General features: G+C 66.4%; 25 protein-coding genes and 3 pseudogenes. 15 read left to right on the top strand and 13 right to left on the bottom strand.

The annotated features are described in order from the left end of the window. Positions 1–161: 161 nt before the first annotated feature. Entirely contained in the window at positions 162–791 is a 630-nt protein-coding gene (gene sigE, locus B843_RS05400; RefSeq protein ID WP_034649988.1) for an RNA polymerase sigma factor SigE, read from the bottom strand. Between the two features lie 300 nt (positions 792–1,091). On the opposite strand from sigE, the gene B843_RS05395 reads away from it, so the two are divergent. The 3 genes from B843_RS05395 (at position 1,092) to B843_RS05385 (ending at position 4,307) form a co-directional block, all read left to right on the top strand. Next, complete coding sequence (locus B843_RS05395; protein ID WP_025252497.1) at positions 1,092–2,756, top strand: L-lactate permease; 1,665 nt, start codon at positions 1,092–1,094, stop codon at positions 2,754–2,756. Between the two features lie 107 nt (positions 2,757–2,863). Next, positions 2,864–3,589 (top strand): FadR/GntR family transcriptional regulator, encoded by a 726-nt coding sequence (locus B843_RS05390; RefSeq protein WP_025252496.1) that lies wholly within the window; start codon positions 2,864–2,866, stop codon positions 3,587–3,589. Between the two features lie 82 nt (positions 3,590–3,671). Then, a complete protein-coding gene (locus tag B843_RS05385; RefSeq protein WP_025252495.1) occupies positions 3,672–4,307 on the top strand; it encodes an O-methyltransferase in 636 nt (211 codons plus the stop codon). 57 nt (positions 4,308–4,364) lie between these two features. Here the strand turns inward: B843_RS05385 and glgC are convergent, their stop codons facing one another. Further along, entirely contained in the window at positions 4,365–5,591 is a 1,227-nt protein-coding gene (glgC, locus tag B843_RS05380) for a glucose-1-phosphate adenylyltransferase (RefSeq protein WP_081751502.1), read from the bottom strand. Between the two features lie 106 nt (positions 5,592–5,697). On the opposite strand from glgC, the gene glgA reads away from it, so the two are divergent. The 3 genes from glgA (at position 5,698) to B843_RS05365 (ending at position 9,160) form a co-directional block, all read left to right on the top strand. Continuing rightward, positions 5,698–6,870 carry a glycogen synthase gene (gene glgA, locus B843_RS05375; RefSeq protein ID WP_025252493.1) on the top strand — a complete coding sequence of 391 codons (1,173 nt, stop codon included), beginning with the start codon at positions 5,698–5,700 and terminating at the stop codon, positions 6,868–6,870. Between the two features lie 101 nt (positions 6,871–6,971). Beyond that, complete coding sequence (budA, locus tag B843_RS05370) at positions 6,972–7,712, top strand: acetolactate decarboxylase (protein ID WP_025252492.1); 741 nt, start codon at positions 6,972–6,974, stop codon at positions 7,710–7,712. Between the two features lie 32 nt (positions 7,713–7,744). Then, a complete protein-coding gene (locus B843_RS05365) occupies positions 7,745–9,160 on the top strand; it encodes a GH32 C-terminal domain-containing protein (protein WP_025252491.1) in 1,416 nt (471 codons plus the stop codon). Here the strand turns inward: B843_RS05365 and B843_RS05360 are convergent. The 7 genes from B843_RS05360 to dapE form a co-directional block, all read right to left on the bottom strand. Then, a complete protein-coding gene (locus B843_RS05360; RefSeq protein ID WP_025252490.1) occupies positions 9,157–10,029 on the bottom strand; it encodes a methyltransferase domain-containing protein in 873 nt (290 codons plus the stop codon). The genes B843_RS05365 and B843_RS05360 overlap by 4 nt on opposite strands. 112 nt (positions 10,030–10,141) lie before the next feature. After that, positions 10,142–10,309: a DUF3117 domain-containing protein gene (locus B843_RS13470; RefSeq protein WP_081751501.1), complete on the bottom strand. Its 168-nt coding sequence runs from the start codon at positions 10,307–10,309 to the stop codon at positions 10,142–10,144. Between the two features lie 130 nt (positions 10,310–10,439). Next, positions 10,440–10,721, bottom strand: a complete 282-nt coding sequence (locus B843_RS05355; RefSeq protein ID WP_025252489.1) for a DivIVA domain-containing protein — start codon at positions 10,719–10,721, stop codon at positions 10,440–10,442. Positions 10,722–10,770: 49 nt separating this feature from the next. Further along, on the bottom strand, positions 10,771–11,526 hold the full coding sequence (locus B843_RS05350) for a glucosyl-3-phosphoglycerate synthase (RefSeq protein WP_034649994.1): 756 nt from the start codon (positions 11,524–11,526) through the stop codon (positions 10,771–10,773). After that, positions 11,523–12,380 carry a dihydropteroate synthase gene (gene folP, locus B843_RS05345; RefSeq protein ID WP_025252487.1) on the bottom strand — a complete coding sequence of 286 codons (858 nt, stop codon included), beginning with the start codon at positions 12,378–12,380 and terminating at the stop codon, positions 11,523–11,525. Before folP ends, B843_RS05350 begins: the two co-directional genes overlap by 4 nt. A 20-nt stretch (positions 12,381–12,400) precedes the next feature. Beyond that, positions 12,401–13,228 carry an LOG family protein gene (locus B843_RS05340; protein WP_025252486.1) on the bottom strand — a complete coding sequence of 276 codons (828 nt, stop codon included), beginning with the start codon at positions 13,226–13,228 and terminating at the stop codon, positions 12,401–12,403. Between the two features lie 49 nt (positions 13,229–13,277). Then, on the bottom strand, positions 13,278–14,366 hold the full coding sequence (dapE, locus tag B843_RS05335; protein WP_025252485.1) for a succinyl-diaminopimelate desuccinylase: 1,089 nt from the start codon (positions 14,364–14,366) through the stop codon (positions 13,278–13,280). A gap of 163 nt (positions 14,367–14,529) precedes the next feature. Here dapE and B843_RS05330 point away from each other — a divergent pair, with 163 nt between their 5' ends. The 3 genes from B843_RS05330 to dapD all read left to right on the top strand — a co-directional run bounded on the left by B843_RS05330 (position 14,530) and on the right by dapD (position 17,985). Next, the gene (locus B843_RS05330) at positions 14,530–15,456 is read left to right on the top strand and encodes a DapH/DapD/GlmU-related protein (protein ID WP_034649998.1); all 927 of its coding nucleotides are present in this window, start codon (positions 14,530–14,532) and stop codon (positions 15,454–15,456) included. A 56-nt stretch (positions 15,457–15,512) separates the two neighbouring features. Further along, positions 15,513–16,919 (top strand): amino acid permease, encoded by a 1,407-nt coding sequence (locus B843_RS05325; protein WP_034649999.1) that lies wholly within the window; start codon positions 15,513–15,515, stop codon positions 16,917–16,919. Between the two features lie 91 nt (positions 16,920–17,010). Beyond that, positions 17,011–17,985 carry a 2,3,4,5-tetrahydropyridine-2,6-dicarboxylate N-succinyltransferase gene (gene dapD, locus B843_RS05320; RefSeq protein ID WP_025252483.1) on the top strand — a complete coding sequence of 325 codons (975 nt, stop codon included), beginning with the start codon at positions 17,011–17,013 and terminating at the stop codon, positions 17,983–17,985. 73 nt (positions 17,986–18,058) lie between these two features. Here the strand turns inward: dapD and B843_RS05315 are convergent, their stop codons facing one another. After that, positions 18,059–18,310 (bottom strand): hypothetical protein, encoded by a 252-nt coding sequence (locus B843_RS05315; protein ID WP_025252482.1) that lies wholly within the window; start codon positions 18,308–18,310, stop codon positions 18,059–18,061. Positions 18,311–18,838: 528 nt separating this feature from the next. Between B843_RS05315 and B843_RS14010 the strand changes: the two genes are divergently transcribed. The 3 genes and pseudogenes from B843_RS14010 to B843_RS14270 form a co-directional block, all read left to right on the top strand. Then, the gene (locus B843_RS14010; protein ID WP_025252481.1) at positions 18,839–19,342 is read left to right on the top strand and encodes a PTS transporter subunit EIIB; all 504 of its coding nucleotides are present in this window, start codon (positions 18,839–18,841) and stop codon (positions 19,340–19,342) included. Next, positions 19,339–19,908: a PTS transporter subunit EIIC gene (locus tag B843_RS14005; protein WP_025252480.1), complete on the top strand. Its 570-nt coding sequence runs from the start codon at positions 19,339–19,341 to the stop codon at positions 19,906–19,908. The genes B843_RS14010 and B843_RS14005 overlap by 4 nt, the downstream gene beginning before the upstream one ends. Beyond that, a pseudogene (locus B843_RS14270) lies at positions 19,878–19,958 on the top strand (hypothetical protein); the annotation flags it as partial. The gene B843_RS14005 and the pseudogene B843_RS14270, both read left to right, overlap by 31 nt. 149 nt (positions 19,959–20,107) lie before the next feature. Here the strand turns inward: B843_RS14270 and B843_RS14000 are convergent. Next, positions 20,108–20,371: a hypothetical protein gene (locus B843_RS14000; RefSeq protein ID WP_197020797.1), complete on the bottom strand. Its 264-nt coding sequence runs from the start codon at positions 20,369–20,371 to the stop codon at positions 20,108–20,110. Between B843_RS14000 and B843_RS13995 the strand changes: the two are divergent. The 3 genes and pseudogenes from B843_RS13995 to B843_RS05300 all read left to right on the top strand — a co-directional run bounded on the left by B843_RS13995 (position 20,307) and on the right by B843_RS05300 (position 23,088). After that, a pseudogene (locus tag B843_RS13995) lies at positions 20,307–20,781 on the top strand (PTS sugar transporter subunit IIA). The gene B843_RS14000 and the pseudogene B843_RS13995 overlap by 65 nt on opposite strands. A 1-nt stretch (position 20,782) precedes the next feature. Continuing rightward, positions 20,783–22,214 (top strand): annotated as a pseudogene (locus B843_RS05305) (6-phospho-beta-glucosidase). Between the two features lie 25 nt (positions 22,215–22,239). Further along, a complete protein-coding gene (locus B843_RS05300; protein WP_081751500.1) occupies positions 22,240–23,088 on the top strand; it encodes a PRD domain-containing protein in 849 nt (282 codons plus the stop codon). On the opposite strand, the gene B843_RS05295 is transcribed toward B843_RS05300, so the two are convergent. Both B843_RS05295 and B843_RS05290 read right to left on the bottom strand, forming a co-directional pair. Continuing rightward, positions 23,085–23,387 (bottom strand): hypothetical protein, encoded by a 303-nt coding sequence (locus B843_RS05295; RefSeq protein ID WP_025252476.1) that lies wholly within the window; start codon positions 23,385–23,387, stop codon positions 23,085–23,087. The two genes, B843_RS05300 and B843_RS05295, sit on opposite strands and share 4 nt — an antisense overlap. 3 nt (positions 23,388–23,390) lie before the next feature. Continuing rightward, positions 23,391–24,632, bottom strand: coding sequence for an inorganic phosphate transporter (locus tag B843_RS05290; RefSeq protein WP_025252475.1), 1,242 nt, complete (start codon positions 24,630–24,632; stop codon positions 23,391–23,393). Between the last annotated feature and the right edge of the window lie 140 nt (positions 24,633–24,772).

The raw sequence follows: 24,772 nt of genomic DNA, 5'->3' as shown, positions 1-24,772 counted from the left end.
TGATTCACGGTGCCTCAACCTCCTTCTCACTCGGCATCGTCACGGGCAGCTCAGTTTCTGAGGTACACGCTCCTAACGTCCCAGTGTAGAGCGAAGTTCCCCGGAGATGGGGCAACCCTCCGAAGCCGTGAGAAGCGACGAAGGGTTGCGGTCTTAAAAGTCTAGTGCTGGGCCGGGATGAGCAGCGAGGCGCCCTCATCGGTCTGGGCCGCGGCCTCGAGCGCCGCGCGCAGCTGCGAGCGGCCGCGGTGGATGCGGGAGCGCACCGTGCCCATCTTCACACCGAGGGTGTCAGCGATCTCGTCATAGCTCATGCCGACCACGTCACAGAGCACGACCGCGACGCGGAAGTCGGGGCTGAGCCCGTCGAGGGCCGCCTGGAGCGCCGGGTCAAGGTTGGCCACCGAGTAGGCCTGCTCCGGGGTCATGTCCGTGCCAGGTACCCGCTCGTAGTCCTCCGGCAGCGCCTCCATGCGGATCTTGCTGCGGTGGCGGACCATGTCGAGGAAGAGGTTGGTGGTGATGCGGTGCAGCCAGCCCTCGAAGGTGCCGGGCTGATAGTTCTTCAGCGAACGGAACACGCGCATGAAGGTCTCCTGCGTGAGATCCTCCGCGTCGTGCTGATTGCCCGACAGGCGGTAGGCCAGGCGGTACACGCTGTCCGCGTGCTCCTCCACCAGCTCACCCCAGGAGGGCATGTCCCCGGTTCCAGCGTCAAACGCCGCGGTACCGGTGAGGTCGAGCTGATCCTCTGTCGGTGCGAGTGCGCTTTCATGTGCCGAACGTTTCATGTGGCCAATTCTGCCTGATATCGGTTGGGATTGCCAGCGAGCAGGCTGAAAGATTGCTGTCAGTGAACAATCGTTGCGGTTTCGTAATGAGGGCGGTTTCCGCTTTCCGACGCCTACGGCCCCCGACCGCAAATATGCCGCTAGTCACATATCTTGGGGTTCCGCAGGCAACAACGGGTTGACTTTTGTGAGCTGCGCCATATATCTTCATGTGGACCTACCACTATGGTCTGACCAGGACCCATTGTTGGGTAGTCACCTCTCCCCTGTCACACCTACTCGTTGGAGACCTCTACGCGCATGCACAACTTCACCGCACACGTAGACGCCGTCGGCGGCAGCCTCGCGCTCAGCGCGCTCGTGGCCGCACTACCGCTGGCCGCCTTCTTCGTCATGCTCCTGGCCGTCAAGGCCCGCGCCCACGTCTCGGGCCTCGTCGCACTCGCCACCGCCATCGCGGTGGCCGTCATCGGATTCCACATGCCGTGGGACCTGGCCCTGCTCACCGCGAGCCAGGGCGCCGTCTTCGGACTCTTCCCCATCGTCTGGATCGTGGTTCTCGCGCTGTGGTTCTACCAGATCACCGTCCGCAGCGGCCGCTTCGAGGACATGCGCTCGCTTTTCGACGCCATCGGCGGCGGCGACCTGCGCATCCAGGCCATCCTCATCGCCTTCTGCTTCGGCGGCCTGCTCGAGGCGCTCGCGGGCTTCGGCGCGCCGGTGGCGATCACCGCCACGATGATCCTGGCGCTCGGCATCAAGCCGCTCAAGACCGCCACCGTCACCCTCATCGCCAACACCGCGCCGGTCGCCTTCGGCGCCGTCGCCATCCCGATCACCACCGCGGGCAACCTCACCGGCCTGGACGCCGCCCACATTGGCGCCATCGTCGGCCACCAGGCCCCGTTCTTCGCCGTCTTCGTGCCGTTCATCCTGCTGCTCATCATCGACGGCTGGCGCGGCATCAAGGAGGCGTGGCTGGCCGCGCTCGTCGTGGGCCTTTCCTTCGCCGTCGCCCAGTGGTGGTCGGCCACCCACTTCTCCTACGAGCTGACCGACGTCGTCGCCTCGCTGGTCGGACTGGCCGCGGCCGTGGTGCTCCTGCGCTTCTGGCGCCCGAAGGGCGCCGCAGAGGCGGCCGCCCGCCTGGGCGTCGAAAAGCGGGAAAAGACCGAGCTGGGCCCCGCCCGCGTATGGATGGCAGTGCTGCCCTACATCCTCGTCGTGGCCGTCTTCGGTGTGGCCAAGCTCTGGACGCTCGGCGTCGACGTGCCCGCGGCTCTCGGCGCCACCGACGTGAAGGTTCCGTGGCCGGGGCTCGACGGGCACCTGCTCACCGAAGCGGGCACGCCGCGCACCAACACCGTGTACAAGTTCCAGTGGCTGTCCAGCCCGGGCACGCTCCTTCTGATCTCCGGCATCCTCCTGACGATCATCTACTCGATCTTCGACGGCCGCGGGCGCTTCGCGCTCACTCCGGCGGCCGCCGTCGCCGAACTGGGCAGCTGCTTCTGGAAGATGCGCTACTCCGCGCTCACCATCGCGAGCGTTTTGTCCCTGGCCTACGTCATGGACTCCTCCGGACAGACCGTCTCCATCGGCACCTGGGTGGCCGGCATCGGCAGCGCCTTCGCCTTCTTCTCCCCCGTTCTCGGCTGGCTGGGCACCGCGGTGACCGGCTCGGACACCTCCGCCAACGCGCTGTTCGCCAACCTGCAGAAGACCGCGGCGACGCACATCGGCATCGACCCGAGCCTCACCGTCGCCGCCAACACCTCCGGCGGCGTGGTGGGCAAGATGATCTCCCCGCAGTCGCTGGCGATCGCCGCCACCGCCGTGGGGCTGGAGGGCAAGGAGTCCGACATCTTCCGCAGCGTGGTCAAGTGGTCCGTGGGCATGCTCGTGGTGCTGTGCACCCTCGTGTTCCTCCAGTCCAACCTGCTGGCCGGAATGCTGCCGGGATAGCCCCTTTTTCCCAAGGCGCGGGCGCGTTCATGGAATAATGAACCCGTTCGCGCCTTATTTATACATTCATACGGGCGCTCGGAATCTCGCGAAGGAGCACGGCCCTCATGCCCGCCTCACACGCACGTACCTACAACCTGGTGCTCGACTGGCTCGAAGAGCAGCTGCGCAAGGGCACGATCACGGTGGGCGACAAGCTCCCCGGCGAGCGCGCGCTGGCTGAGCAGTTCGAGATCTCGCGCTCCTCGGTCCGCGAGGCCATCAAGGTGGCCGACGCGATGGGGCTCGTCCGCTCCTCCACCGGCTCCGGCCCCAACGCGGGCGCCATCGTCGTCGCCGAGCCCTCCTCGGCGCTCAAGTGGGCGCTGCGCATGCACGTCTACACCAAGGCACTGCCGATGGGCGACATCGTCGCCACCCGCGTGGTCATCGAGTCCCAGGCCGCCTCGGCCGCGGCCCTGACGCAGAACTCCCCCGACCGCGACGCGGCGATCGAGAAGGCCGACGCGCTCATCGAAATGATGGACGACCCGGCGCTGCCGTCCGAGGAGTACCACTCGCTCGACACCGAGTTCCACATCCTCATCACCTCCATGGCCGGAAACCTCGTGGTGGACACCATCATGGAATCGCTGCGCGAGGCGACCATGAGCTACGTCCGCGAGGCCATCGCCGAGCGCAACGACTGGGGCGAGATCCGCCTCCACCTGCAACAGCAGCACCGCCGCATTTTAGAGGCCGTGCGCAACCGGCAGCCCGCCGAGGCCGCCGACGCCGTGCGCGAGCACATCCACTGGTTCTACTCCGTCGCCGGCGGGGCGATGTACGAATAAACTCGTGCCACTTTGACCACAGATTTCACAACTTGGTGTTGGCAGGTCTAGAAGGCGCGCTGATCGCCTAACATAGGCGTTTGTGACCGATTCTTCTGTTTCCGCCCTCAGCTCCTACGTAGAGGAGACCACCGTCGCGTCCGCAGCGCTCACCGCAGCGTGCGAGGACGCCTCCGAATTTGGTCTCACCATTCCCGACGCCATGACCGGGCAGCTGTTGTCCACGCTGGCCGCCGCCACCAAGGCCCAGGGCGTCATCGCCGTCACCCCGGCCGCCGGGGTGGTTGGGCTCTACCTGCTCGCGGGTCTCGGCGACAACGCCATCATCAGCTGCATCGACCCGGAGCCGGAGCACCAGAAGCGCGCGAAGGTCACCTTCCGCGAGGCGGGCTACTCCCCCTCCCGCATCCGCTTTCTCCCTTCGCGCCCGCTCGACGTCATGGGGCGCCTGGCCAACGCCTCCTACCAGCTGGTCTACGGCGAGGTCTCCCCGCTCGAGCTCAAGGCGTTCGTCGACGCCGCGCTCCCGCTGCTCAGCGCCGGCGGCGTGCTGGTACTCGCGGACGCGCTTCTCGACGGCACCCTGGCCGACCTCTCGCGCAAGGACCGCGACACGGTGGCCGCCCGCGAGGCCGACGAGTACATCCGTTCCCTCGACGGGGTCATCGTCTCCCGCCTGCCGCTGGGCGCGGGGCTGACCATGATCACCAAGCTCTAGGCGCGCAAGGCATGAAAAAAGGGGCCCGAGGGCCCCTTTTTCGCGCCTGTTACGCCGCTACACCACGGTGTTCTTGCCCACGACGACCACGCCGCCGGCGCTGATGGCGAAGCGCTGCGCGTCGCGCTCGCGGTCCACGCCGATGAGGGTGCCGTCGGAGATCACCACGTTCTTGTCGAGGATCGCGTGGCGCACGACCGCGCCCTTGCCGATGCGCACGCTCGGCATGAGGACGGAGCCCTCCACGGTCGCGCCCTCCTCGACGACCACGTCGGTGGACAGCACGGAGTTGCGCACGGTCGCCGCCGAGATGATCGAGCCCTGGGCGACCATCGAGGACTGCGCGATGCCGCCCTGGACGAACTTGGCCGGGGGCAGCTCGCCCAAGTCGGTGGAGCGGATCGGCCACTGCTGGTTGTACAGGTTGAAGATCGGGTGCACCGAGATGAGGTCCATGTGGGCCTCGTAGAAGGCGTCGATCGTACCCACGTCGCGCCAGTAGCCGCGGTCGCGGTCGGTGGAGCCGGGGACCTGGTTGTCGTTGAAGTCGTAGACGTGGGCCGCGCCCTTGGCCACGAAGTAGGGAATGATATCCCCGCCCATGTCGTGCGCGGAGGCCTCGTTAACCTCGTCCTCCTTCAGGGCCTGAATGAGGTCCTTGGTGGTGAAGACGTAGTTGCCCATGGAGGCGTAGGTCATGTTCGGGTCGTCGGGGGTACCCGGCGGGTCCGCGGGCTTCTCGAGGAACTCGGTGATGTTGCCCTCGTCGTCCGACTGGATGCAGCCGAACGCGCTCGCCTCGGAGCGCGGGACGCGGATGCCCGCAACCGACACCGACGCGCCCGACTTGATGTGCTCCTCCACCATCTGGGAGGGATCCATGCGGTAGACGTGGTCCGCGCCGAAAACGATGACGTAGTCGGGGTTCTCGTCGTAGATCAGGTTCAGCGACTGCAGGATCGCGTCCGCCGAGCCCTGGTACCAGCGCTTACCGAGGCGCTGCTGGGCGGGCACGGAGGCGATGTACTGGCTGGTCGAGCCGCTGAAGTTCCACGCCTGGGAAATGTGGCGGTCGAGGGAATGAGACTTGTACTGCGTGAGCACACAGATCTTCATGTAACCCGCGTTGACGAGGTTCGACAGCACGAAGTCGATCAGACGGTAGGTGCCACCAAACGGGACGGCCGGCTTCGCACGGTCTTCGGTCAAAGGAAACAGGCGCTTTCCTTCGCCACCGGCGAGCACGATTGCTAGAACATTACTTTGACTCCTCACCCCGCCCAATTTATATGCTTTGCACAATGTTTGCTTGGCATTGGTGATGATTGCGACGAATGACACCCGTTCAACACCCACACGCGGAGGGAAAATACGCGTTAAGGTTTGGGTTATGAGAGTTGCGATGATGACCAAGGAATACCCGCCGGAGATCTACGGAGGCGCCGGTGTTCATGTGACCGAACTGACCCGATACATGCGCGAGATCGTCCCCGTCGACGTTCACTGCATGGGCGCCCCGCGCGACGAGGCCAACGTCTACGTCCACGGCGTCGACGAGGCCCTGGCCAACGCCAACCCCGCCATCAAGACACTGTCCACCGGCCTGCGCATGGCAGAGGCCGCCACCAACGTCGACGTGGTCCACTCCCACACCTGGTACGCAGGCCTGGGCGGCCACCTCGCCGCCCGCCTCCACGGCATCCCGCACGTGGCCACCGCGCACTCGCTCGAGCCCGACCGCCCGTGGAAGCGCGAGCAGCTCGGCGGCGGCTACGACATCTCATCCTGGTCCGAGAAGAACGCCATGGAGTACGCGGACGCCGTCATCGCCGTGTCCGCCAAGATGAAGGACGCCGTCCTGGCGGCCTACCCGCGCATCGACGCCGACAAGGTGCACGTGGTCCTCAACGGCATCGACACCGAGCTCTGGCAGCCGCGCCCCACCTTCGACGAGGCCGAGGACTCGGTGCTCAAGAAGCTGGGCATCGACCCGGACCGCCCGATCGTCGCCTTCGTCGGCCGCATCACCCGCCAGAAGGGCGTGGAGCACCTAGTCAAGGCCGCCCGCAGCTTCGACAAGGACGTCCAGCTGGTGCTGTGCGCCGGCGCGCCGGACACCCCGGAGATCGCGGCCCGCACCGAGAAGCTCGTCCACGACCTCCAGGCCGAGCGCGACGGCATCGTCTGGGTCCAGGAGATGCTGGACAAGCCGAAGATCCAGGAGATCCTCACCGCCGCGGACACCTTCGTGTGCCCGTCCATCTACGAGCCGCTCGGCATCGTCAACCTCGAGGCCATGGCCTGCGGCACCGCCGTGGTCGCCTCGGACGTCGGTGGCATCCCGGAGGTCGTCGTCGACGGCACCACCGGCAACCTCGTCCACTACGACGAAAACGACCCGGAGGCCTTCGAGCGCGACCTCGCCGCGGCCGTCAACGCGATGGTCGCCGACCGCGAGCGCGCCAAGAAGTTCGGCATGGCCGGGCGCCAGCGCGCGGTGGATTCCTTCTCCTGGGTCACCATCGCCCAGCAGACCGTCGACATTTACTCCTCGCTCATCTAGGCACCCTCCCTCCCGCGCCGAAGGCTTGTCGTCGGCAAGCGCAAAGCGCGGGGGGGAAGCCTGCCTGCAGGAACCGGCGCGCGCGACTATTCTGGGCGGACATGAACGAGGAGCATGTCTTACCCATCGAACGCCACACGATTTTCCAAAGTTCACTCATGACCGCCCTGCTCGACGGCATCTATGACGGGGAGATCTCCGTCGGCGAGATCCTCGGGCACGGCAATTTCGGCATCGGCACCTTCGACGCCCTCGACGGCGAGATGATCATCGTCGACGGCGTCGCCTACCAGGTCCGCGGCGACGGCACCGCCGAGGTCGCCTCGCTCGAGCAGCGCAGCCCGTTCGCGGTGGCCACCAACTTCGTCCCGCGCATCGTCGCCCAAGCCCCGGAGGGCATGCGCCGCGCGGAGCTTTCCGAGTTCATCTCCTCCCTGCTGCCCAGCGAGAACTACATGTACGCCGTGCGCATCTCCGGTGTGTTCAGCGAGGTCACGGTGCGCACCGTCACCAAGCAGCAGCGCCCCTACCGGCCCATGATGGAGGCCACCGGCGACGACGCGGAGCTCGTCTTCCACGACGTCACCGGCGTCATCGCGGGGTTTAGGACCCCGGTCTACGAGAAGGGCATCGGCGTGCCGGGCTGCCACGTCCACTTCATCGACGACAAGCGCACCTCGGGCGGGCACGTGCTCGACTTCGTCCTGCATCAGGGCAAGGTCGAGGTGTGCCCCGGCACCGATCTGAACCTCAAGCTGCCGCTCACGCACGACTTCTCCCGCGCGCAGCTCGCGCCGGAGGACCTCGACCGCCAGATCCACGCCACCGAAGTCAAAAGCTAGCCGCGAACTCACCAAAGGAATCCTCACTCCCCATGACTTTCCGCCCCGAACTCCACGTCACCCCCGAGAAGGGAATCCTCGACGCCCCCGCCGGCGCGCTGTACGACGGCTACAGCTGGCACGTCTTCCACCAGTTCCGCCCGACCCCCGAGGCGGGTGCGCGCTGGGCGCACCAGGTCTCCCACGGCACGCCGTTTAGCTGGGAGATCTGCGACGACGTGCTCGCCCCGCTGACGCGCGAGACCAGGCTGCGCGCGGGCGCGGTGACCGCGGTGGGCGACGAGGCGGCGCTGTACTTCACCTCGGTGACCGCGGACTCGGCCTCCATCCACCTGGCCACGATCGACGACCTCGATGCCACCACCGAGGACGTCAACGACAAGGGCTCGAGCGTCGACCCGCACGTCCACCGCGCGGGCGAGATCCTCGGCGACCAGGACGGGTTCACCCGCTTCCGCTCGCCGTGCGTGGTGCCCGACTGGAAGCTCGACGACGCCCGCGAGGACGGGCACGAGGGCTGGATCATGCTGGCGGTCACCGGCGACTCTGAGGCTCCCCGGCTGGTCATCGCGCAGTCCCACAACGGCCGCGACTGGGCGCTGTTGGGGCCGCTGGTCATCACCGGCGACATGGGAATCACCGACGCCCGGCTGGTCTCCCCGCGCATCGTCCGCCTGCGCGACGAGGTCGACGGCGAGATCTACGACGTCCTCATCGTCACGGTCGAGCGCGACGGCATCGACATCTCCGGCTACCTGGTCGGCTCGCTCGTGGGCAACGAGTTCGCCGTCACCACCCCGTTCACCCGCATCGACTACGGCCACGACTTCACCCGGCCCCGCAACACCAACCGCCCGTCCAGCGCCATCGATCCCGACCACCGCTACGACGCCGCCACGCTCTTCGGGCTGATGAACGGCATCGGCAGGCTTGACGACGGCTCGAAGCACGAAAGCTTCATCAAGGAGGACTGGGCCAACTGCCTCTCCCTGCCCCGGCGCGTGACCCTCGAGGGCGGGCAGCTCTACCAGACGCCCATCGCGGGCATCCCGACCGCCATCATGCACTCGGATGCCGCAAGCATGTGGGTGGGCATGGGCGACGTCCCCACCGGCGAGTACCTGCGCGTGGAGCTCGTCGACTCCATCGGCCAGGTGGCGGCCGTCATCACGCACCGCGGCGATCGCCTCGAGCTCGACCGCTCGATGAACGCCTTCCACTCGGGCGACCCGGTGGCCGTGGCTCCCCTGCACGAGGACGACACCGACGCCGTCACCATCATCGTCGACGGCTCGACGGTGGAGGTCTTTGCCGACGGCGGCCAGGCGGCCATGGCCAGCCGCGTCTACTTCAACGGCCAGTGCGAGGAGTTCGTGGGCACCGCCAGCAAGGGCGCGACCATCCTGCGCGAGGACAGCCTGTTCCCCGAGTCGAAGCTCGGCGCCTAGGCCCCGACCTTCTTAAACCGCGTGATCATCGCCCTGGCCGTGACCTCCATGGTCGTCGGCAGCGTGGCGATGCGCTCGGCGAGCACGTCCGGGTGGATGTGGCGCGCGGACGGGCTCATGCCGATCTGGGTGGCGATCGAGCCCTGATCCAGCTGCATCTTAAACTGCACCGGCTCGCTGGGTCCCACGGGCACGAGGTGGTCGCGCGCCTGGTCGATCATGCGCTGGACCTTGCCTTTCTCTACGCCGATGATGCCGAGCGGCTCGCGCAGCTCGTCGAGGTGGCCGGTGTCGGCGGTGAGCACCACGACCTGCCCGCCCGGCTTGAGCACACGCGCGAACTCGCTGGCGTTGCGCGGGGCGAAGACGACGGCGATGGCGTCGATGCAGTTGTCGCGGATGGGCAGAGTCGCCCACGCGTCGGCCACCACCGCGCCGACGCGGGGGTGGCACTTGGCCAGCTTCTTCGCCGAGGGGATGGACACGTCCAGCCCGATGCCGCGGGAGCCGTCGATGGAGTCGAGCATGTGCGAGAGATAGTAGCCGGTGCCGGCGCCGACCTCGCAGATGGCGGGCTCGGCGTCGTCGGGGATTCCGGCCTCATCGATGACCTCGCCCACGGCCTCCGTGACCGCCTCGACGAAGGGCGCGTAGTGGCCGCGGCCGAGGAAGGTCTCGCGGTCGTTGATCATCTGCGTGTCATCGCCGCCGTAGCGAAGCCCGGCGCCCCCCGCGAGGGTGACGTAGCCCTGGCGGGCCACGTCGTAGCTGTGGCCGGACTCCGAGACGAGGCGGGAAAAGTCATCCTCGCCGTGGAGCGGGCTCAGGTCGATGGGATCGGCGAGCAGATCGATGACGTGCGACAACATGCGTGGGCGAACTCCTTGTAGAACTTCAAAGCGGCTTGCAACTAGCTTAAGACGAGCAACACCCTCATCCAAGCGGGCTTGCGATGAGGGTAATGAAAAGGTGACGGGAGGGCTACTGCGACACCTCGGTGAGCAGCGCCCCGAGCTCCGCGGCCTCTTCCTTGTTGAGCTCGATGACGAGCCTTCCGCCGCCGTCGGTAGGAATGCGCATGACGATCTTTCGGGACTCAATGACCGCTTCCATCGGACCGTTTCCTGTGCGGGGCTTCATTGCTGCCATGTAAGATCACCGTGTTCCTCAAAGCTAAAGACGTGGCGCGTCTCGTGTCGTTGTGGTGTGGGCTGGAACCATCAATGGGCCAGACCCAACTAGATCCAGTGTACTCCGATTTCCACCGGCACAACCGGGGCTATTGCTCGCGGTCCGCGCCCGCCCGCGCCCGGCGCAGCTCCGCGAACAGGTACTCCACCACGGCATCGACCTGCGCCTGGTTATACCCGCGCACGCTCACGTCGAAGCGGACGTCATCCAGGTTTCCGGCGGCCAGGGCCTCGATGTTCTCCTCGTTGAGCTCGGCGGTCTCCGGCAGCTCGGGGGTCTGCTCCCCGCGGCCGAAGGCGGTGGCGAACGCCAGGGTGAGCAGCACGATGAGCGCGGCGAGCACGATGATGAGCAGGATCCACGAGATCATGGCGGTTGGTCCTTAAAAGTTGTGTCGGTGATGGGAAACGGTGCGAGTCCTACCGTACCTCAGCAAGCGGCGGGCGCTGCTGGATGGCCAGCGCGGACGCGACCCCCGCCCTGCCTAGGATGGTGGCCGCGATGACCTCCGCCATGGGGCGCAGCTCCTCTAAGGGTCGGTTGCGGTGGGCCTTGTCGGGCAGCGGCACCTGGGTGATGGCGCCCATGCCCGCCGTGAGGTAGACGTCGATAAGCAAACCCACCTCGACGCCGTAACCGCCCACGAACGGCAGGCGACTGGCCACCTCACGGCGAATGGCGTACTCGCCCGCAAGCGGCTGATCGAGGCGCGCGAGCTCCGGGTACAGCGCCGCGAGCAGGGGCTTCGCCGTCAGCTCCGTGACCCGGCCGCCGCCGGTGGGACGCCCCTCGAAGCCGCGGCGGTAGCTCGCCTTGACGAGCGCCACGCGCTCGTTGTCAAAGGGAGCCACCAGCCGCTCGACGATCGAGGGATCGGGGTGGCGCAGGTCCGCGTCGATGAACACGACCACCTCTCCCCTCGCCGCGGCCACCCCGCGCCAGAGCGACTCGCCTTTGCCCGGGCGCGTGGGAACCTGCGGGAGGATCTCGCGCCAGTTCAGCACTCTCGCCCCCGCGGCGCTCGCGCGGGCGGCGGTCTCGTCGGTGGAGTCGGCGTCGATGACGAGGATCTCCGCCACCGCCTGCGACCCTGCGCGCACGGAGGCGACCACCTCGGCGACCGTGTCCTCCTCGTTGAGCGCCGGGATGACCACCGACACGCTGGGGCCGGTCATGCGAGCCCGCGAGTGGTGTCAAGCGGCGCGACCTTACCCATGATCGCACCGGTCATGCGGATGACGTCGACGGTTTCTTGCACCTCGTGGGCGCGGAAGGCCGCGACCCCGTGCTGGCCGGACCACGCGGTGGCGGCCAGCGTCCCGGCGACGCGCTCGCTCACCTCGCGGCCGAGGGTCTCGCCGACGAAGTCCTTGTTCGATAGGGCCATGAGCACCGGCCAGCCGGTGGCGACGATCTCGTCGATGCGGCGCAGCAGCTCGAGGCCATGGAAGGTGTTCTTGCCGAAGTCGTGGGTGGGGTCGATGAAGATCATCTCCTCGGGCACGCCTCGGCTCACCGCGAGCTCGGCCTGCGCGGTGGTCTCCTCGATGACGGATTGCACCACGTCGTCGAAGTGGACGCGGTAGGGGCGGGTGCGCGGGATCACCCCGCCGGTGTGCGAGCAGACGTAGCCCGCCCGGTGCTGCCCGGCGACGGCGGAGAGCTCGTGGTCGTGCCCGGCCCAGGTGTCGTTGACGAGCGTGGCTCCGGCGGCGATGGCGCGGTCGGCGACCTCGCTGCGCCAGGTATCCACCGAGATGGTCACCCCGGGGAAGCGCTCGTGGACGGCGGCGATGAGCGGCACGACGCGGTCGATCTCCTCCGCGGGCGAGACGAAGTCGCCAGGACCGGCCTTGACGCCGCCGATGTCGACGATGCGCGCGCCCTGGGCGATGACCTTCTCCGCGCGGGCCAGCGCGTCGTCGAACTTCGCGGTGGCGCCCTTGTCGTAGAAGGAGTCCGGGGTGGTGTTGATGATGGCCATGACGATGGCAAGGCCGTCGTCGCCGAGGAAGGCTGAGGAGGTCATTCGTGCGGGGTGCTCCCCTGTCACCTCGCCACCCAGCGGCTCGCGCGCCGCGCGTCCTCGTGGTTGAGCAGCCGCTCGCGCAGCGTCTTGGTGATCTCCGAGTGCGCCTTGACGATGTGCGCGACCGCCTCGTCGACCGAGTCGGTGCACAGGAAGAGGTCCAGGTCCTTCTCATCGATCATGCCCTCGTCGACGAGCCGGTCTTTCAGCCAGGCGACCATGCCGCCCCAGTATTCGCAGCCCATGAGCACGATCGGGAAGTGCGTGACCTTGCCCGTCTGTACCATGCACAGCACCTCGAAGAGCTCGTCGAGGGTGCCCATGCCGCCCGGCAGGCACACGAAGGCCTGCGAGTACTTGAGGAACATGGTCTTGCGTGCGAAGAAGTAGCGGAAGTTGAGGCCCAGGTCGACGTAGTCGTTCATCCCCTGCTCGTGCGGGAGCTCGATGCCGAGCCCGATGGACAGCCCGCCCGCCTCGCACGCGCCGCGGTTGCCCGCCTCCATGAGGCCCGGCCCGCCGCCGGTGATGACCGCGTAGTCCGCCTCCGCGAGCTTGCGCCCCACCGCGCAGCCGAGCTCGTAGTAGGGGTGATCCTCCTTGATGCGCGCGGAGCCGAACACGGTCACCGCGGGCGGGATGCCCGCCAGCGCGTCGAAGCCGGTGACGAACTCGCTCTGGATGCGCAGCACGCGCCACGGGTCGGCGTGCAGCCAGTCGTGGTCGGCGGTGAGCTCCAGCAGGCGCTGGTCGTAGGTCGATTCCTGCTGGGTGTCGGTCTGGCGCAGCAGGACCGGGCCGCGCAGCATGCGCTTGGCGCGCTCGTCGGGAGTGATTCGTGGTGCCATTGCTTTCTTCTTTTCGCTTGTCGACGTCTATAGCTGGTGAGCCTCGGTGCTAGGAGCAGAGGTAGGTGCGCAGAACCTGAGAGACCTCGGTGATCATCGCCACCGGGCACTGCTCGTCCTTCTTGTGGCAGAAGGCGGGGTCGCCCGGGCCGAAGTTGACCGCGGGGATGCCCAGCTCCGAGAAGCGCGCCACGTCCGTCCAGCCGTACTTGGCGCGGAACTTCCCGCCGGTGGCGGCCACGAGCTCGGCGACTACGGGTCGGTCGAGGCCGGGGCGCGCGCCGGAGCAGGCGTCGTCGATCTCGTACTCCACGCCCTCGGGCAGGTCGAGGACCTCGAGCATGTGGGCGAGCGCCTCGTCGACGCTGCGGTCGGGGGCGAAGCGGAAGTTGACGAACATCCAGGCGAGGTCCGGGATGGTGTTGGTGGCAACGCCCGACTCGGCGAAGACGATGTTGAGGCCCTCGTGGTATTCGCAGCCGTCGACCTCGACGACGCGCGCCTCGTACTCGGCGACGTTGGTGATCACGGGCGCGAGCTTGTGCATGGCGTTGTCGCCCAGCCACGAGCGCGCGGAGTGGGCGCGCACGCCGTGGGCGGTGATCCGCAGGCGGATGGTGCCCTGGCAGCCAGCCTCGATGACGGAGCCCGACGGCTCGCCGAGCAGCGCCACGTCGCCGCGCAGCCACTCCGGGTGCGCCTCGTTGACGTGCCGCAGGCCATTGAACTCGCTGGCGACCTCCTCGCCCTCGTAGCAAACCACGGTGAGGTCCTTGCCCAGCTCCTCGGCGTTGGCCAGCGTGGCGAAGGCGTTGAGGTAGACCGCCATGCCGGATTTCATGTCCACGGTGCCGCAGCCGAACAGCGTGTCCCGGCCCTGGGCGTCCACGCCGCGGGTGGAGGGGACGTTGTCGGCGATCGGCACGGTGTCGATGTGACCGGCCAGGATCACCCGGGAGTCGAACCCACGGTGGGTGCGGGCGACCAGCGTGTTCCCGTGGCGGTTGACCTCCACGTTGTCGATGGCCCGCAGGGCCTCCTCCAACTGATCCGCGATGTCCTTCTCCTCGTGCGAGGGGCTTGCGATATCGACGAGGGCGGCGGTGAGATCGATGGGATCGGCTGTGAGTTCGAGCATGCCTTAAGACTCTACCGTCACCCCCACTTCGCGCGCAGAACTTGCGCGCGCCCGAACGCAACGTCGTGGGGCTCCGGGCGGGGGTGAGGAGGAATCAAGGAGATATGTCATTAAGGCCCTTTTTGACTTAGGGAAAAGTGACATTCCGGGCTATCTTTTAGGTATGACATTGCTTGGCGCACATGCCCTCGGAATCGCGAATATCGCCATGGACGGCACCGTCCTCGATACCTGGTACCCGACGCCTGAGTTGACCACCCACATCTCTCACCCCGCGGGAACCACCCGACTCGGCGCCCACGATCTCCCGCCCAAGTTGCTCAGCCTCGTCCGCATCGACGAGGACCGCATGGTCGAGCAGATCGCCGTGCGCACCACGATCACCGACCTCCAGCTCCCGCCAGTCGACGCCCACGATGTCTACCTGCGCCTGCACCTGCTCTCCCACCGCCTAGTCAAGCCGCACGAGCTCAACATGGAGGACGCGCTCAACAAGCTGGCCACGGTCGTGTGGACGAACAAGGGCCCCTGCCTGCCCGAGAACTTCGAGAACGTGCGCACCCTTTTGCGCTCCCGGGGCCTCATCCACGTCTACGGCATCGACCGCCTGCCCCGCATGGTCGACTACGTCGTGCCCACCGGCGTGCACATCACCGAGGCCGAGCGCGTGCGGCTGGGCGCCTACCTCGCGCCGGGCACCTGGGTGCTGCGCGAGGGCTTCGTCTCCTACAACGCGGGCACGCTCGGCCCGGGCCGCGTCGAGGGGCGCCTGAGCTCCGGCACCGTCGTCGGCGCCAACATGGACATGGGGATTTCCTCCTCGCTCGTCTCGCCGAAGGACCCGCGCGAGCTCAAGGTGGGCGACAACTGCTCGCTGGGGGTCAGCTCCGCGATCCTACAGATCAACCTGGGCGACAACGTGCACGTGGGCAACAACGTGGTCATCGACCCGGACACCTACCTCTACTTCGCCGACTCCGACGAGACCGCGCTGGCCACCAAGCTGGTCGGCGAGTCGAACTGGTCGATTCGCATGGAGCCCGGCCACCCGGAGCCGGTGGCCCGCCGCATCGCCCCCATCGAGGCCTAAGGCTAGGGCGCACCCCAGGCCGGGTGCGCAATCGATTCACCAGTACTGTTTGAGGTATGAGTTCTCAAGCAACCGGCGGGAGCACACCGGCAACCCGCCCCACAGACCTTGGTCACGGCCTCAAAACGCGCCACCTGACCATGATGGGCCTGGGCTCCGCCATCGGCGCGGGCCTCTTCCTCGGCACCGGCGTCGGTATCCAGGCCGCTGGCCCCGCCGTCCTCATCGCCTACATGATCGCGGGCGGCATCGTCGTCCTCGTCATGCAGATGCTGGGCGAGCTGGCCGCCGCCCGCCCGGAATCGGGCTCGTTCTCCATCTACGGCGAGCAGGCCTTCGGCCACTGGGCGGGATTCTCGCTCGGCTGGCTGTACTGGTTCATGCTGACCATGGTCATGGGCGCGGAGATGACCGGCGCGGCGGCCATGATGGGCGCGTGGTTCGGCGTGGAGCCGTGGATCCCGGCGCTCATCTGCGTGGTCTTCTTCGCCGTGGTCAACCTCGCGCAGGTGCGCGGTTTCGGCGAGTTTGAGTTCTGGTTCGCCTTCGTCAAGGTCGCCGTCATCCTGGGCTTCCTCGTCATCGGCCTGCTGCTCATCTTCGGCCTGTTGCCCGGCCACGACTTCGTGGGCACGAGCAACTTCCTCGGTCACGGCTTCATGCCCAATGGCCTCAGCGGCGTGGCCACCGGCCTGCTCGCGGTCGCCTTCGCCTTCGGAGGCATCGAGATCATCACCATCGCGGCCGCCGAGTCCGAGAACCCGCGCCGCGCCATCGCCGTCGCGGTGCGCAGCGTCATCTGGCGCATTTCGCTGTTCTACCTGGGCAGCGTCTTGATCATCACCTTCCTCATGCCGTATGACACCATCCAGGGCGCGGACACCGCCGCCGAGTCGCCGTTCACGATCATTCTCGGCATGGCGAACATCCCGGGCGTCGTGGGATTCATGGAGACGGTCATCGTCCTCGCGCTGCTGTCCGCCTTCAACGCGCAGATCTACGCCACCTCCCGCCTCGTCCACTCGCTCGCGGCCCGCGGCGACGCGCCGAAGATCTTCGCCAAGACCAACCACCACGCGGTTCCTACCGCCGCCGTCCTGCTGTCGATGTTCTTCGCCTTCGTCTCGGTCGGCCTGCAGTATTGGAACCCGCCGGGGCTGCTCACCTTCCTCCTCAACGCGGTGGGCGGCTGTCTCATCGTGCTGTGGGCGATGATCGCGCTCAGCTACCTCAGGCTGCACCCGCAGCTGGAAAAGTCCGGCGAGCTAACCGATCTGCGCATGTGGGGACACCCGTGGCTGCCGATCCTGTCGCTCGTACTCATCGCGGGGCTCGTCGTGCTCATGCTTTCCGACGCTTCGTCGCGGGCCCAGATCTGGTCCGTGGCCATCATCTTCGGCGCGATCGTCGCGTCGTCGTTCACCACGAGGAAGCACGCGGCCGCCATTGCCGCCGCCCAGTAGGCTCCCTCCCTTCTAGGCGCCGAACCGGCCACCGGTTCGGCGCTTTTGTTTAATTCCCCTATCAATAGACAAAACTTGTAATGTAGTCGGCATGACTTCTGCACTTGCCATTGGACTTGCCACCGTGACCCCCGACGGAACCGTGCTCGACGCCTGGTTCCCGGCCCCTGAGCTGGCCGACACCGCCACCACCGGGACCACCACCCTGACCGGCGCCGAGGTCTCCGCCGACCTCGCCTCCCTGACGGGTGTCGACGCAGCCCGCGGAGTCGAGCGCATCGCCGTCCGCACCGAGATCGCCGACCTCGACGCCGCACCGGTCGACGCCTACGACGCCTACCTGCGCCTGCACCTGCTTTCCCACCGCCTAGTCAAACCTCACGGCCAGAACCTCGACGGCATCTTCGGCCTGCTCACCAACGTGGTGTGGACCAACTTCGGCCCGTGCCTGCCCGCGGGCTTCGAGCTCACCCGCGCCAAGCTGCAGGCCCGCGGCCCGGTCATCGTCTACTCCGTGGACAAGTTCCCGCGCATGGTCGACTACGTCCTGCCCACCGGCGTGCGCATCGGCGACGCCGACCGCGTCCGCCTCGGCGCCCACCTTGCAGAGGGCACCACGGTCATGCACGAGGGCTTCGTCAACTTCAACGCCGGCACGCTCGGCAATTCGATGGTCGAGGGCCGCATCTCCGCGGGCGTCGTCGTCGATGACGGCTCCGACGTCGGCGGCGGCGCCTCCATCATGGGTACTCTGTCTGGCGGCGGCAAGCAGGTCATCTCCCTGGGCAAGCGCTGCCTGCTCGGCGCCAACTCCGGCTGCGGCATCCCGCTCGGCGACGACTGCGTCATCGAGGCAGGCCTCTACGTGACCGCCGGTTCCAAGGTCATCGTCCGCGCCGCCGTGGCAGAGGCCCTGGGCAAGCAGGACGGCGACACCACCAAGGCGCTCGAGCTGGCGGGCGCGAACAACATACTGTTCCGCCGCAACTCCCTGTCCGGCGCGATCGAGGCCACCGCGTGGAAGTCCGAGGCGGTCGCGCTCAACGACGCGCTGCACGCCAACTAAGGGCCCGAAACGATAGAAGGCGTCCCTCCCCCATCTCTGGGGCGGGACGCCTTTGTGGTCTTTGCCTGGCGGCCTAGGCCAGCCAGTCGAAGCTGAGCAGGAACTGCTCTACCTCGAACATGTCTTCTTCGCGCGGTGCGCGGCCGGTGACGTGGACGAACGCCTCCGTCACCTCGGATGGGGTCGCGGGGACGAAGTCCCACGCGAGTAGTTCCTCTGCCACGCGGGCGGGAACCGAGGTCGTCTCGAGAACGTCGAGACCCGTGGTGGTCGAGCCCGTGAACGTGGCGGAGACCTTCCCAAGGAAGTCGTTAAAAGTGGTCATGTGAGCTCACCTCTCCGTGTTCAAATCGGTTACTTTCGCAACTCCTGTACACAAGCCGCCTTCCGCCGAATCGGGCGCTGCGAGGGCGGCTGATGTTGTGGATTCGTCCACGTTAGCACCGAGCACCCCTGAAGGCAACTATCTATTTAAACTCTGTTTACCTGCCGTTAACCTTAGGCAGTATTGTAGTTAACTTTTCCGCCGCGCGCGGCGACATTCTCGCGTTTCGTGGCGGCACTTTTCTCTCCCCCATTGCGCCGGATCCGCACAGCTAGGAAAACCCGCCGCCCGTTTGTGACTTAAGACTCATTCTTTGGGGAATTGTGGCCCAACCCCTTGACGTCCCGTCGTGTGAGGAGTACTTGTTGAGGCATCGGCTATAAGGCCTGTTACTCGGAAGAGGCAAGAACCTGAAGCGGAGTTCCCCCAATGATCAAAAGTGGGCTCGCTTCCTTGTTTTCTCCGGGTCTTTTCTTTTGTCTTGGGAAAAATCCACTAGCCATTTTCAAGTCGAAAGAGACTCCAATCATGAGCACTCAAGTTCGTGACTACCCCAAGCTCGCGCACGACATCATCACGCTTGTCGGCGGGCCCAAGAACATCTCCACCGCGACCCGCTGCGCCACCCGCCTCCGCTTGGTCCTCAAGGAGGTCCCCGAGGACGCACACGATAAGATCGGCAACCTCCCCGGCGTCATCACCACGGTGGAAAAGGGCGGCCAGTTCCAGGTCGTCATCGGCAACCGCGTCGGCGACGTCTACGACGCCGTCGTCGACGAGCTCGGGATCGACCCCAACGAGCAACAGGTCGACGACGCGGAGAACAAGCCGCGCCTGATGAACCGCATCATCGCGATGATGTCCGCTGTATTCGCCCCTTTCATTTACGTCCTCGCCGCAGCCGGCCTCATCCAGGGCGCGCTGATCATCATCACCGCGGCCGCACCGGGCTTCAAGGAGACCGGCACCTACGAGGTCTTCTCCCTCATCTCCTGGGCGCAGTTCACCTTCCTGCCCATCTCATCGCGGTGACCGCCTCCCAGTTCTTCAAGACCAACACCTTCATCGCGGTCGCCGCGGTCGGCGCGCTGGTGAGCCCCTCGCTCACCGAGCTCGCCTCGCGAGTCGCCGACGGCGAGCACGTGTCCCTCTTCGGCATGGGGCTGAGCCAGACCACCTACACCTCCACGGTCCTGCCGCCACTGTTCATCGTGTGGGGCCTGTCTCACCTAGAGCGCTTCTTCCGCAAGTACCTGCCCGAGGTTGTCGTCCAGCTGTTCACCCCGCTGCTGTGCCTAGTCATCGCCGTCCCGCTGACGCTGCTCATCATCGGCCCGCTGTCTAACGATGGCGCCATCCTCATCGCCGACGGATTCAACTGGCTGGTCAAGGTGGCCCCGCTGCTCGCGGCCGCCACCGTCGGTGGATTCTGTCAGGTCATCGTCATCTTCGGCGTCCACTGGGGGTTACCCCCATGGTCATGGCCAACTTCGCCCAGAACGGCTCGAACCTTTTCCAGGCATTCCAGACCCCCGCGGTCATCGCCCAAGTCGGCGCCGCCTTCGGCGTGTTCCTCAAGTCCCGCAGCGTGGAGATGAAGAAGGTCGCGGCCTCCGCATCCCTCACCGGTGTCTTCGGCATCACCGAGCCCGCCATCTACGGTGTCACGCTGCGCCTGAAGAAGCCGTTCATCGTGGGCTGCGTCGCCGGTGCGATCGGCGCCATCGTGGTCTCCCTGTTCGGTTCCCTCCAGTACGTCTACGCCGGCCTCCCCGGCCCGCTGACCATCATGAATGCCTACCAGCCCGGCACCAACTCCCTCACTGGTGAGATCATCGGCTGCCTCGTCGCCTTCTTCGGTGCCATCGTGGGCGTGTTCCTCGTCGGCTTCACCGACATCACCTCCGAGGCACCTGCCTCGGAGGAGGAGCCGGACTCCGACGCCGCCGCGGCCGAGTACCACGAGCCGCTTGCCACCAAGGAGAAGGACTTCCGCATCTCGAGCCCCGTCACCGGCACCGTCCTCGCCCTCAGCGAGGTCGACGACCCGGTCTTCTCCAAGGGCACCATGGGCGACGGCGTCGCCGTCGCCCACCGACAACAAGGTCTACGCCCCCTTCGACGGCACCGTCGCCACCGTCCTGCCCTCCAAGCACGCCGTCGGCATCATCTCCGACGATGGCGTGGAGGTCCTCGTCCACATCGGCCTCGACACCGTCGCGCTCAAGGGCAAGCCGTTCACCAGCCACGTAGCCAAGGGCCAGCGCGTCGCGGGGGGCGACCTCCTCGTCGAGTTCGACGCCAAGTCCATCACCGTCGCTGGCTACTCGCTGACCACCCCGGTCATCGTCACCAACACCAAGAACTACGACGAGATCGTCGTCCACCCCTCTACCCGAACCACCCACGGCAACGAGCTCATGGCAGCGGTCCCCGCACAGGCAGCGCTCGTCGCGGAAGGAGCAAACTAACATGACTACCTCCCTCTCCCCCGATTTCCTGTGGGGCGGCGCCTGCGCCGCGCACCAATTCGAAGGCGGCTGGAACGCTGGCGGCAAGGGCCCCTCCGTGGTTGACGTGCTCACCGCGGGTGCCAACGGGGTGCCCCGCCGGATCACTGAGACCGTCGACCCCAACGAGTTCTACCCGAACCACGAGGCCATCGACTTCTACGGCCATTTCCGCGAGGACATCAAGCTGTTCGCCGAGATGGGGCTGAAGTGCTTCCGCACCTCCATCGCCTGGTCCCGCATCTTCCCCCAGGGCGACGAGCTCGAGCCCAACGAGGAGGGCCTGAAGTTCTACGACGAGGTCTTCGACGAGCTGCTCAAGTACGGCATCGAGCCCGTCATCACGCTCAGCCACTTCGAGATCCCGCTGCACCTCGCGCGCACCTACGGCGGCTTCCGCAACCGCAAGCTGGTCGAGTTCTTCGAGCGCTTCGCCCGCGTGTGCTTCGAGCGCTACAACGGCAGGGTCAAGTACTGGATGACCTTCAACGAGATCAACAACCAGATGAACGTGGACAACCCCATCTTCCTCTGGACCAACTCCGGCGTGACCATCGACGAGGGCGAGAACCCCCAACAGGTCCTCTACCAGACCGCCCACAACTGCCTTCTGGCCTCGGCCAAGGCCGTCGCCGCCGGCCACGAGATCAACCCCGAGTTCCAGATCGGCGCGATGGTGGCCATGGTCCCTATCTACCCGTACAGCTGCGACCCGGAGGACATCATGGCCGCCGAGATCGCGGGCCGCGACAGGTTCTTCTTCCCGGACGTGCAGATCCGCGGCTACTACCCCGCCTATACTTTCAAGAAGTTCGAGTGCGAGGGGCTCGACCCCGGCTTCCAGGACGGCGACGAGGAGATCCTCCGCGCAGGAAAGGTCGACTACCTCGGCTTCTCCTACTACATGTCCAACACCGTCAAGCACGACGCGGACACCGACCCGTCCAAGTCCACCAGCGGTGCCTTGCGCAACTCCGTGGAGAACCCCTACATCAAGGTCTCCGAGTGGGGCTGGGGCATCGACCCTCAGGGGCTGCGCAACTCGCTCAACACCTTCTACAACCGCTACCAGATCCCCCTGTTCATCGTGGAGAACGGCTTCGGACACCGTCCAGCCGGACGGCACCATCGACGACCCAGCCCGCATCGACTACCTGCGCAACCACATCGCGGCGGTCAAGCAGGCGGTCCTCGAGGACGGCGTCGACCTCATCGGGTACACGCCGTGGGGCATCATCGACCTGGTGTCCTTCACCACCGGCGAGATGAAGAAGCGCTACGGCATGATCTACGTCGACCGCGACAACGAGGGCAACGGCACCATGGAGCGCCGCAAGAAGGCCTCGTTCGACTGGTACCGCACCGTGATCGCCACCGACGGCGCAGAGCTTTGAATTCACACAGGGTAGCCTGATCTTCATGGCCGTTATTCGCGCGCTCAACAACAATGCTGTGCTGTGTTCAGATGAACATGGAGGTCAGACTATTTGTTTGGGCAAGGGGTTGAGCTTCGGGCGGAAGCTGGGGGATACGATCGATGCCGAGCAGGCGGAGCAGGTTTTTCGCCCCAGCACCGTCCACCCCATCGCAAACCGCACCGCCCTCCTGTCAGAGATCCCGCTGGAGCTCATCACCCTCGCGTCCGAGATCGTGAGCGAGTCCCAGATCCGCAAGGATCCGGAGCTGCTCACCCCCGGGCTCGCCGACCACATTTCCTTCGCGCTCGAGCGGGCGAAAGGCGGGTTAGAGGTCAGCTACCCGCTGGTGTGGGAGGTCTCCCCCCTCTACCCGAAGGAGTACACGCTGGGTAAGCTCGCCCTCGACCGCATCGAGCAGCTCTCCGGCGTGAGGCTTCACGGCGACGAGGCGGCCGCGATCGCCATGCACTTCATCAACGCGCAGTTCGCCGCGGGCGACATGTCCAAGGCCGAGGCATCCACCAAGGAGATCGCGAACACCCTCGCGCTCGTATCCGCGGAGCTCGGCCGGGAGCTGTCCCCGGACTCCACCACCGTCGCGCGTTTCATCACGCACCTGCGCTACCTCTTCGTCCGACTCGATGCTGACCGCCCTCGAGAACGACGACCCCACGGCGGTCAAGGTGGCGCGGACCGTGCGGTCCCACCTCGAGGGGCGCGGCCGCGCGATCAACGACAACGAGCTCGCGTACATCGCCTTGCACATCGCCCGGCTGCGCAACTCGCTCGCCTAAGCCGACGAAAGCCGCCCTGGTCATACCAGGGCGGCTTTCGTGATATTAACGCCTAGTGCTTGCTGGAGAGCCCTCCGAAAAGCTCCCAGCCGAAGTAGTGGTTGAGGGTGTCCTTGGAGATCCAGGTGATCGCCACCAGAATGACGAACGCGAGGACCGCGTACACGGTCCAGCCGAGCACCTTCATCTGGGCAGAGGCCTCGGTGTCGCCGATAATGACGCCCTGTTCGTTGCGGATCGGGTCGCCGGTCATGCAGCGCATGCCCAGCGCGAACAGCAGCGGGATTCCGGCGCCGAAGAGCAGTGCCAGCCCCGCGACACGGGTGATGTCGATAGCAATTTCGGACGCGGTCATGACTTAGTTCCCTTCGGCGGTGGCGGGCTGAGCAGCTGCCTTTGCGGCGGCCGGTTCCTTCTTCATGGAGCTGTCGACGCTCTCGGCGTCGGCGTCCCAATCGTCGTTGACGTTCTTGGCATCGATCGGGTTCATCTGCGAACGGATGACGATAATGGCGGCCATCGCGATGAGCAGGATGAAGTCGACGATCACACCGGTGGTGGTGTTGGCGACTCCGGAGACGCCGGTCGCGATCCACCAGGAGACGAATCCCACCGCGGCGGCGCACGGCAGGGTGATCAGCCATGCGGAGACCATTCGCATGGCCACGCCCCAGCGCACCTTGGCACCCCTCTTGCCCAGGCCGGTGCCGAGGATGGAGCCGGTGGAGACGTGGGTGGTGGACAGCGCCATGCCGCCCGCGGCGGAGGTCAGGATGATAGCTGCGGAGGTGGCCTCGGCCGCCATTCCCTGCGGGGACTCGATCTCGACGAGGCCCTTGCCCAGGGTGCGGATCACGCGCCAGCCGCCGGAGAGGGTGCCCGCCGCGATGGCGATGGCGCAGGCGAAGATGACCCAGGTGGGGATGCGCTGGCCGGAGTCGGCCTCGCCCGCGGCGACCAGCGCCAGGAAGATGACGCCCATGGTCTTCTGCGCGTCACCGGCGCCGTGCGCCAGGGAGACCAGGCAGGCGGTGACGATCTGGCCGTGGCGGAAGTGCTCGTTCTTGACCTTGCTGGGGATGGTGTTGGTGACCCAGTAGACGAGGAACGTCGCGCAGGCGGACACAAGCGCCGCGATGACCGGCGAGGCGAGAGCCGGGATCACGATCTTGCCGACGATGGAGGACCAGGCGACGCCGCCGGAGCCCATCGCGGCGAAGGCGGCACCGATGAGGCCGCCGAACAGCGCGTGGGAGGAGCTGGACGGCATGCCCAGCAGCCAAGTGAACAGGTTCCAGAAGATGCCGCCGATCAGACCGGTGAACACCACGATGAGCAGCGCCTCGCCGTCGGCGCCGGCGCTGAGGTCGTAAGAGTCCAAGTTGACGATGCCCTTGGCCACGGTCGCCGCGACGTTGACGGACAGGAACGCGCCGATGAGGTTGAGCGCCGCGGAGATGGCGACGGCCACGAACGGCTTCAGCGCGCCGGTGGCGATGGAGGTGGCCATGGCGTTGGCGGTGTCATGGAAACCGTTGGTGAAGTCGAAGGCAAGCGCGGTGATAACCACGATTGCCAGAATGAGCAAGGTTGCTGTCATTCCCAGATGACCTTTCGGGGCACGAGTTTGCTCGGCCCCGGCCGCCACCCCCTCAAAAGGGAGCATCCACGGAAGGAGCCAATCTCTAACGAGTCTTATGGTATCCCTAAATCAATTCATCTTCGAGTGCCCGCTTTTGG

Origin of the sequence: Corynebacterium vitaeruminis DSM 20294 (genome assembly GCF_000550805.1) — a bacterium.
In the GTDB taxonomy this organism is placed as follows: domain Bacteria; phylum Actinomycetota; class Actinomycetes; order Mycobacteriales; family Mycobacteriaceae; genus Corynebacterium; species Corynebacterium vitaeruminis.
This window is presented reverse-complemented; position numbering and strand designations above follow the sequence as displayed.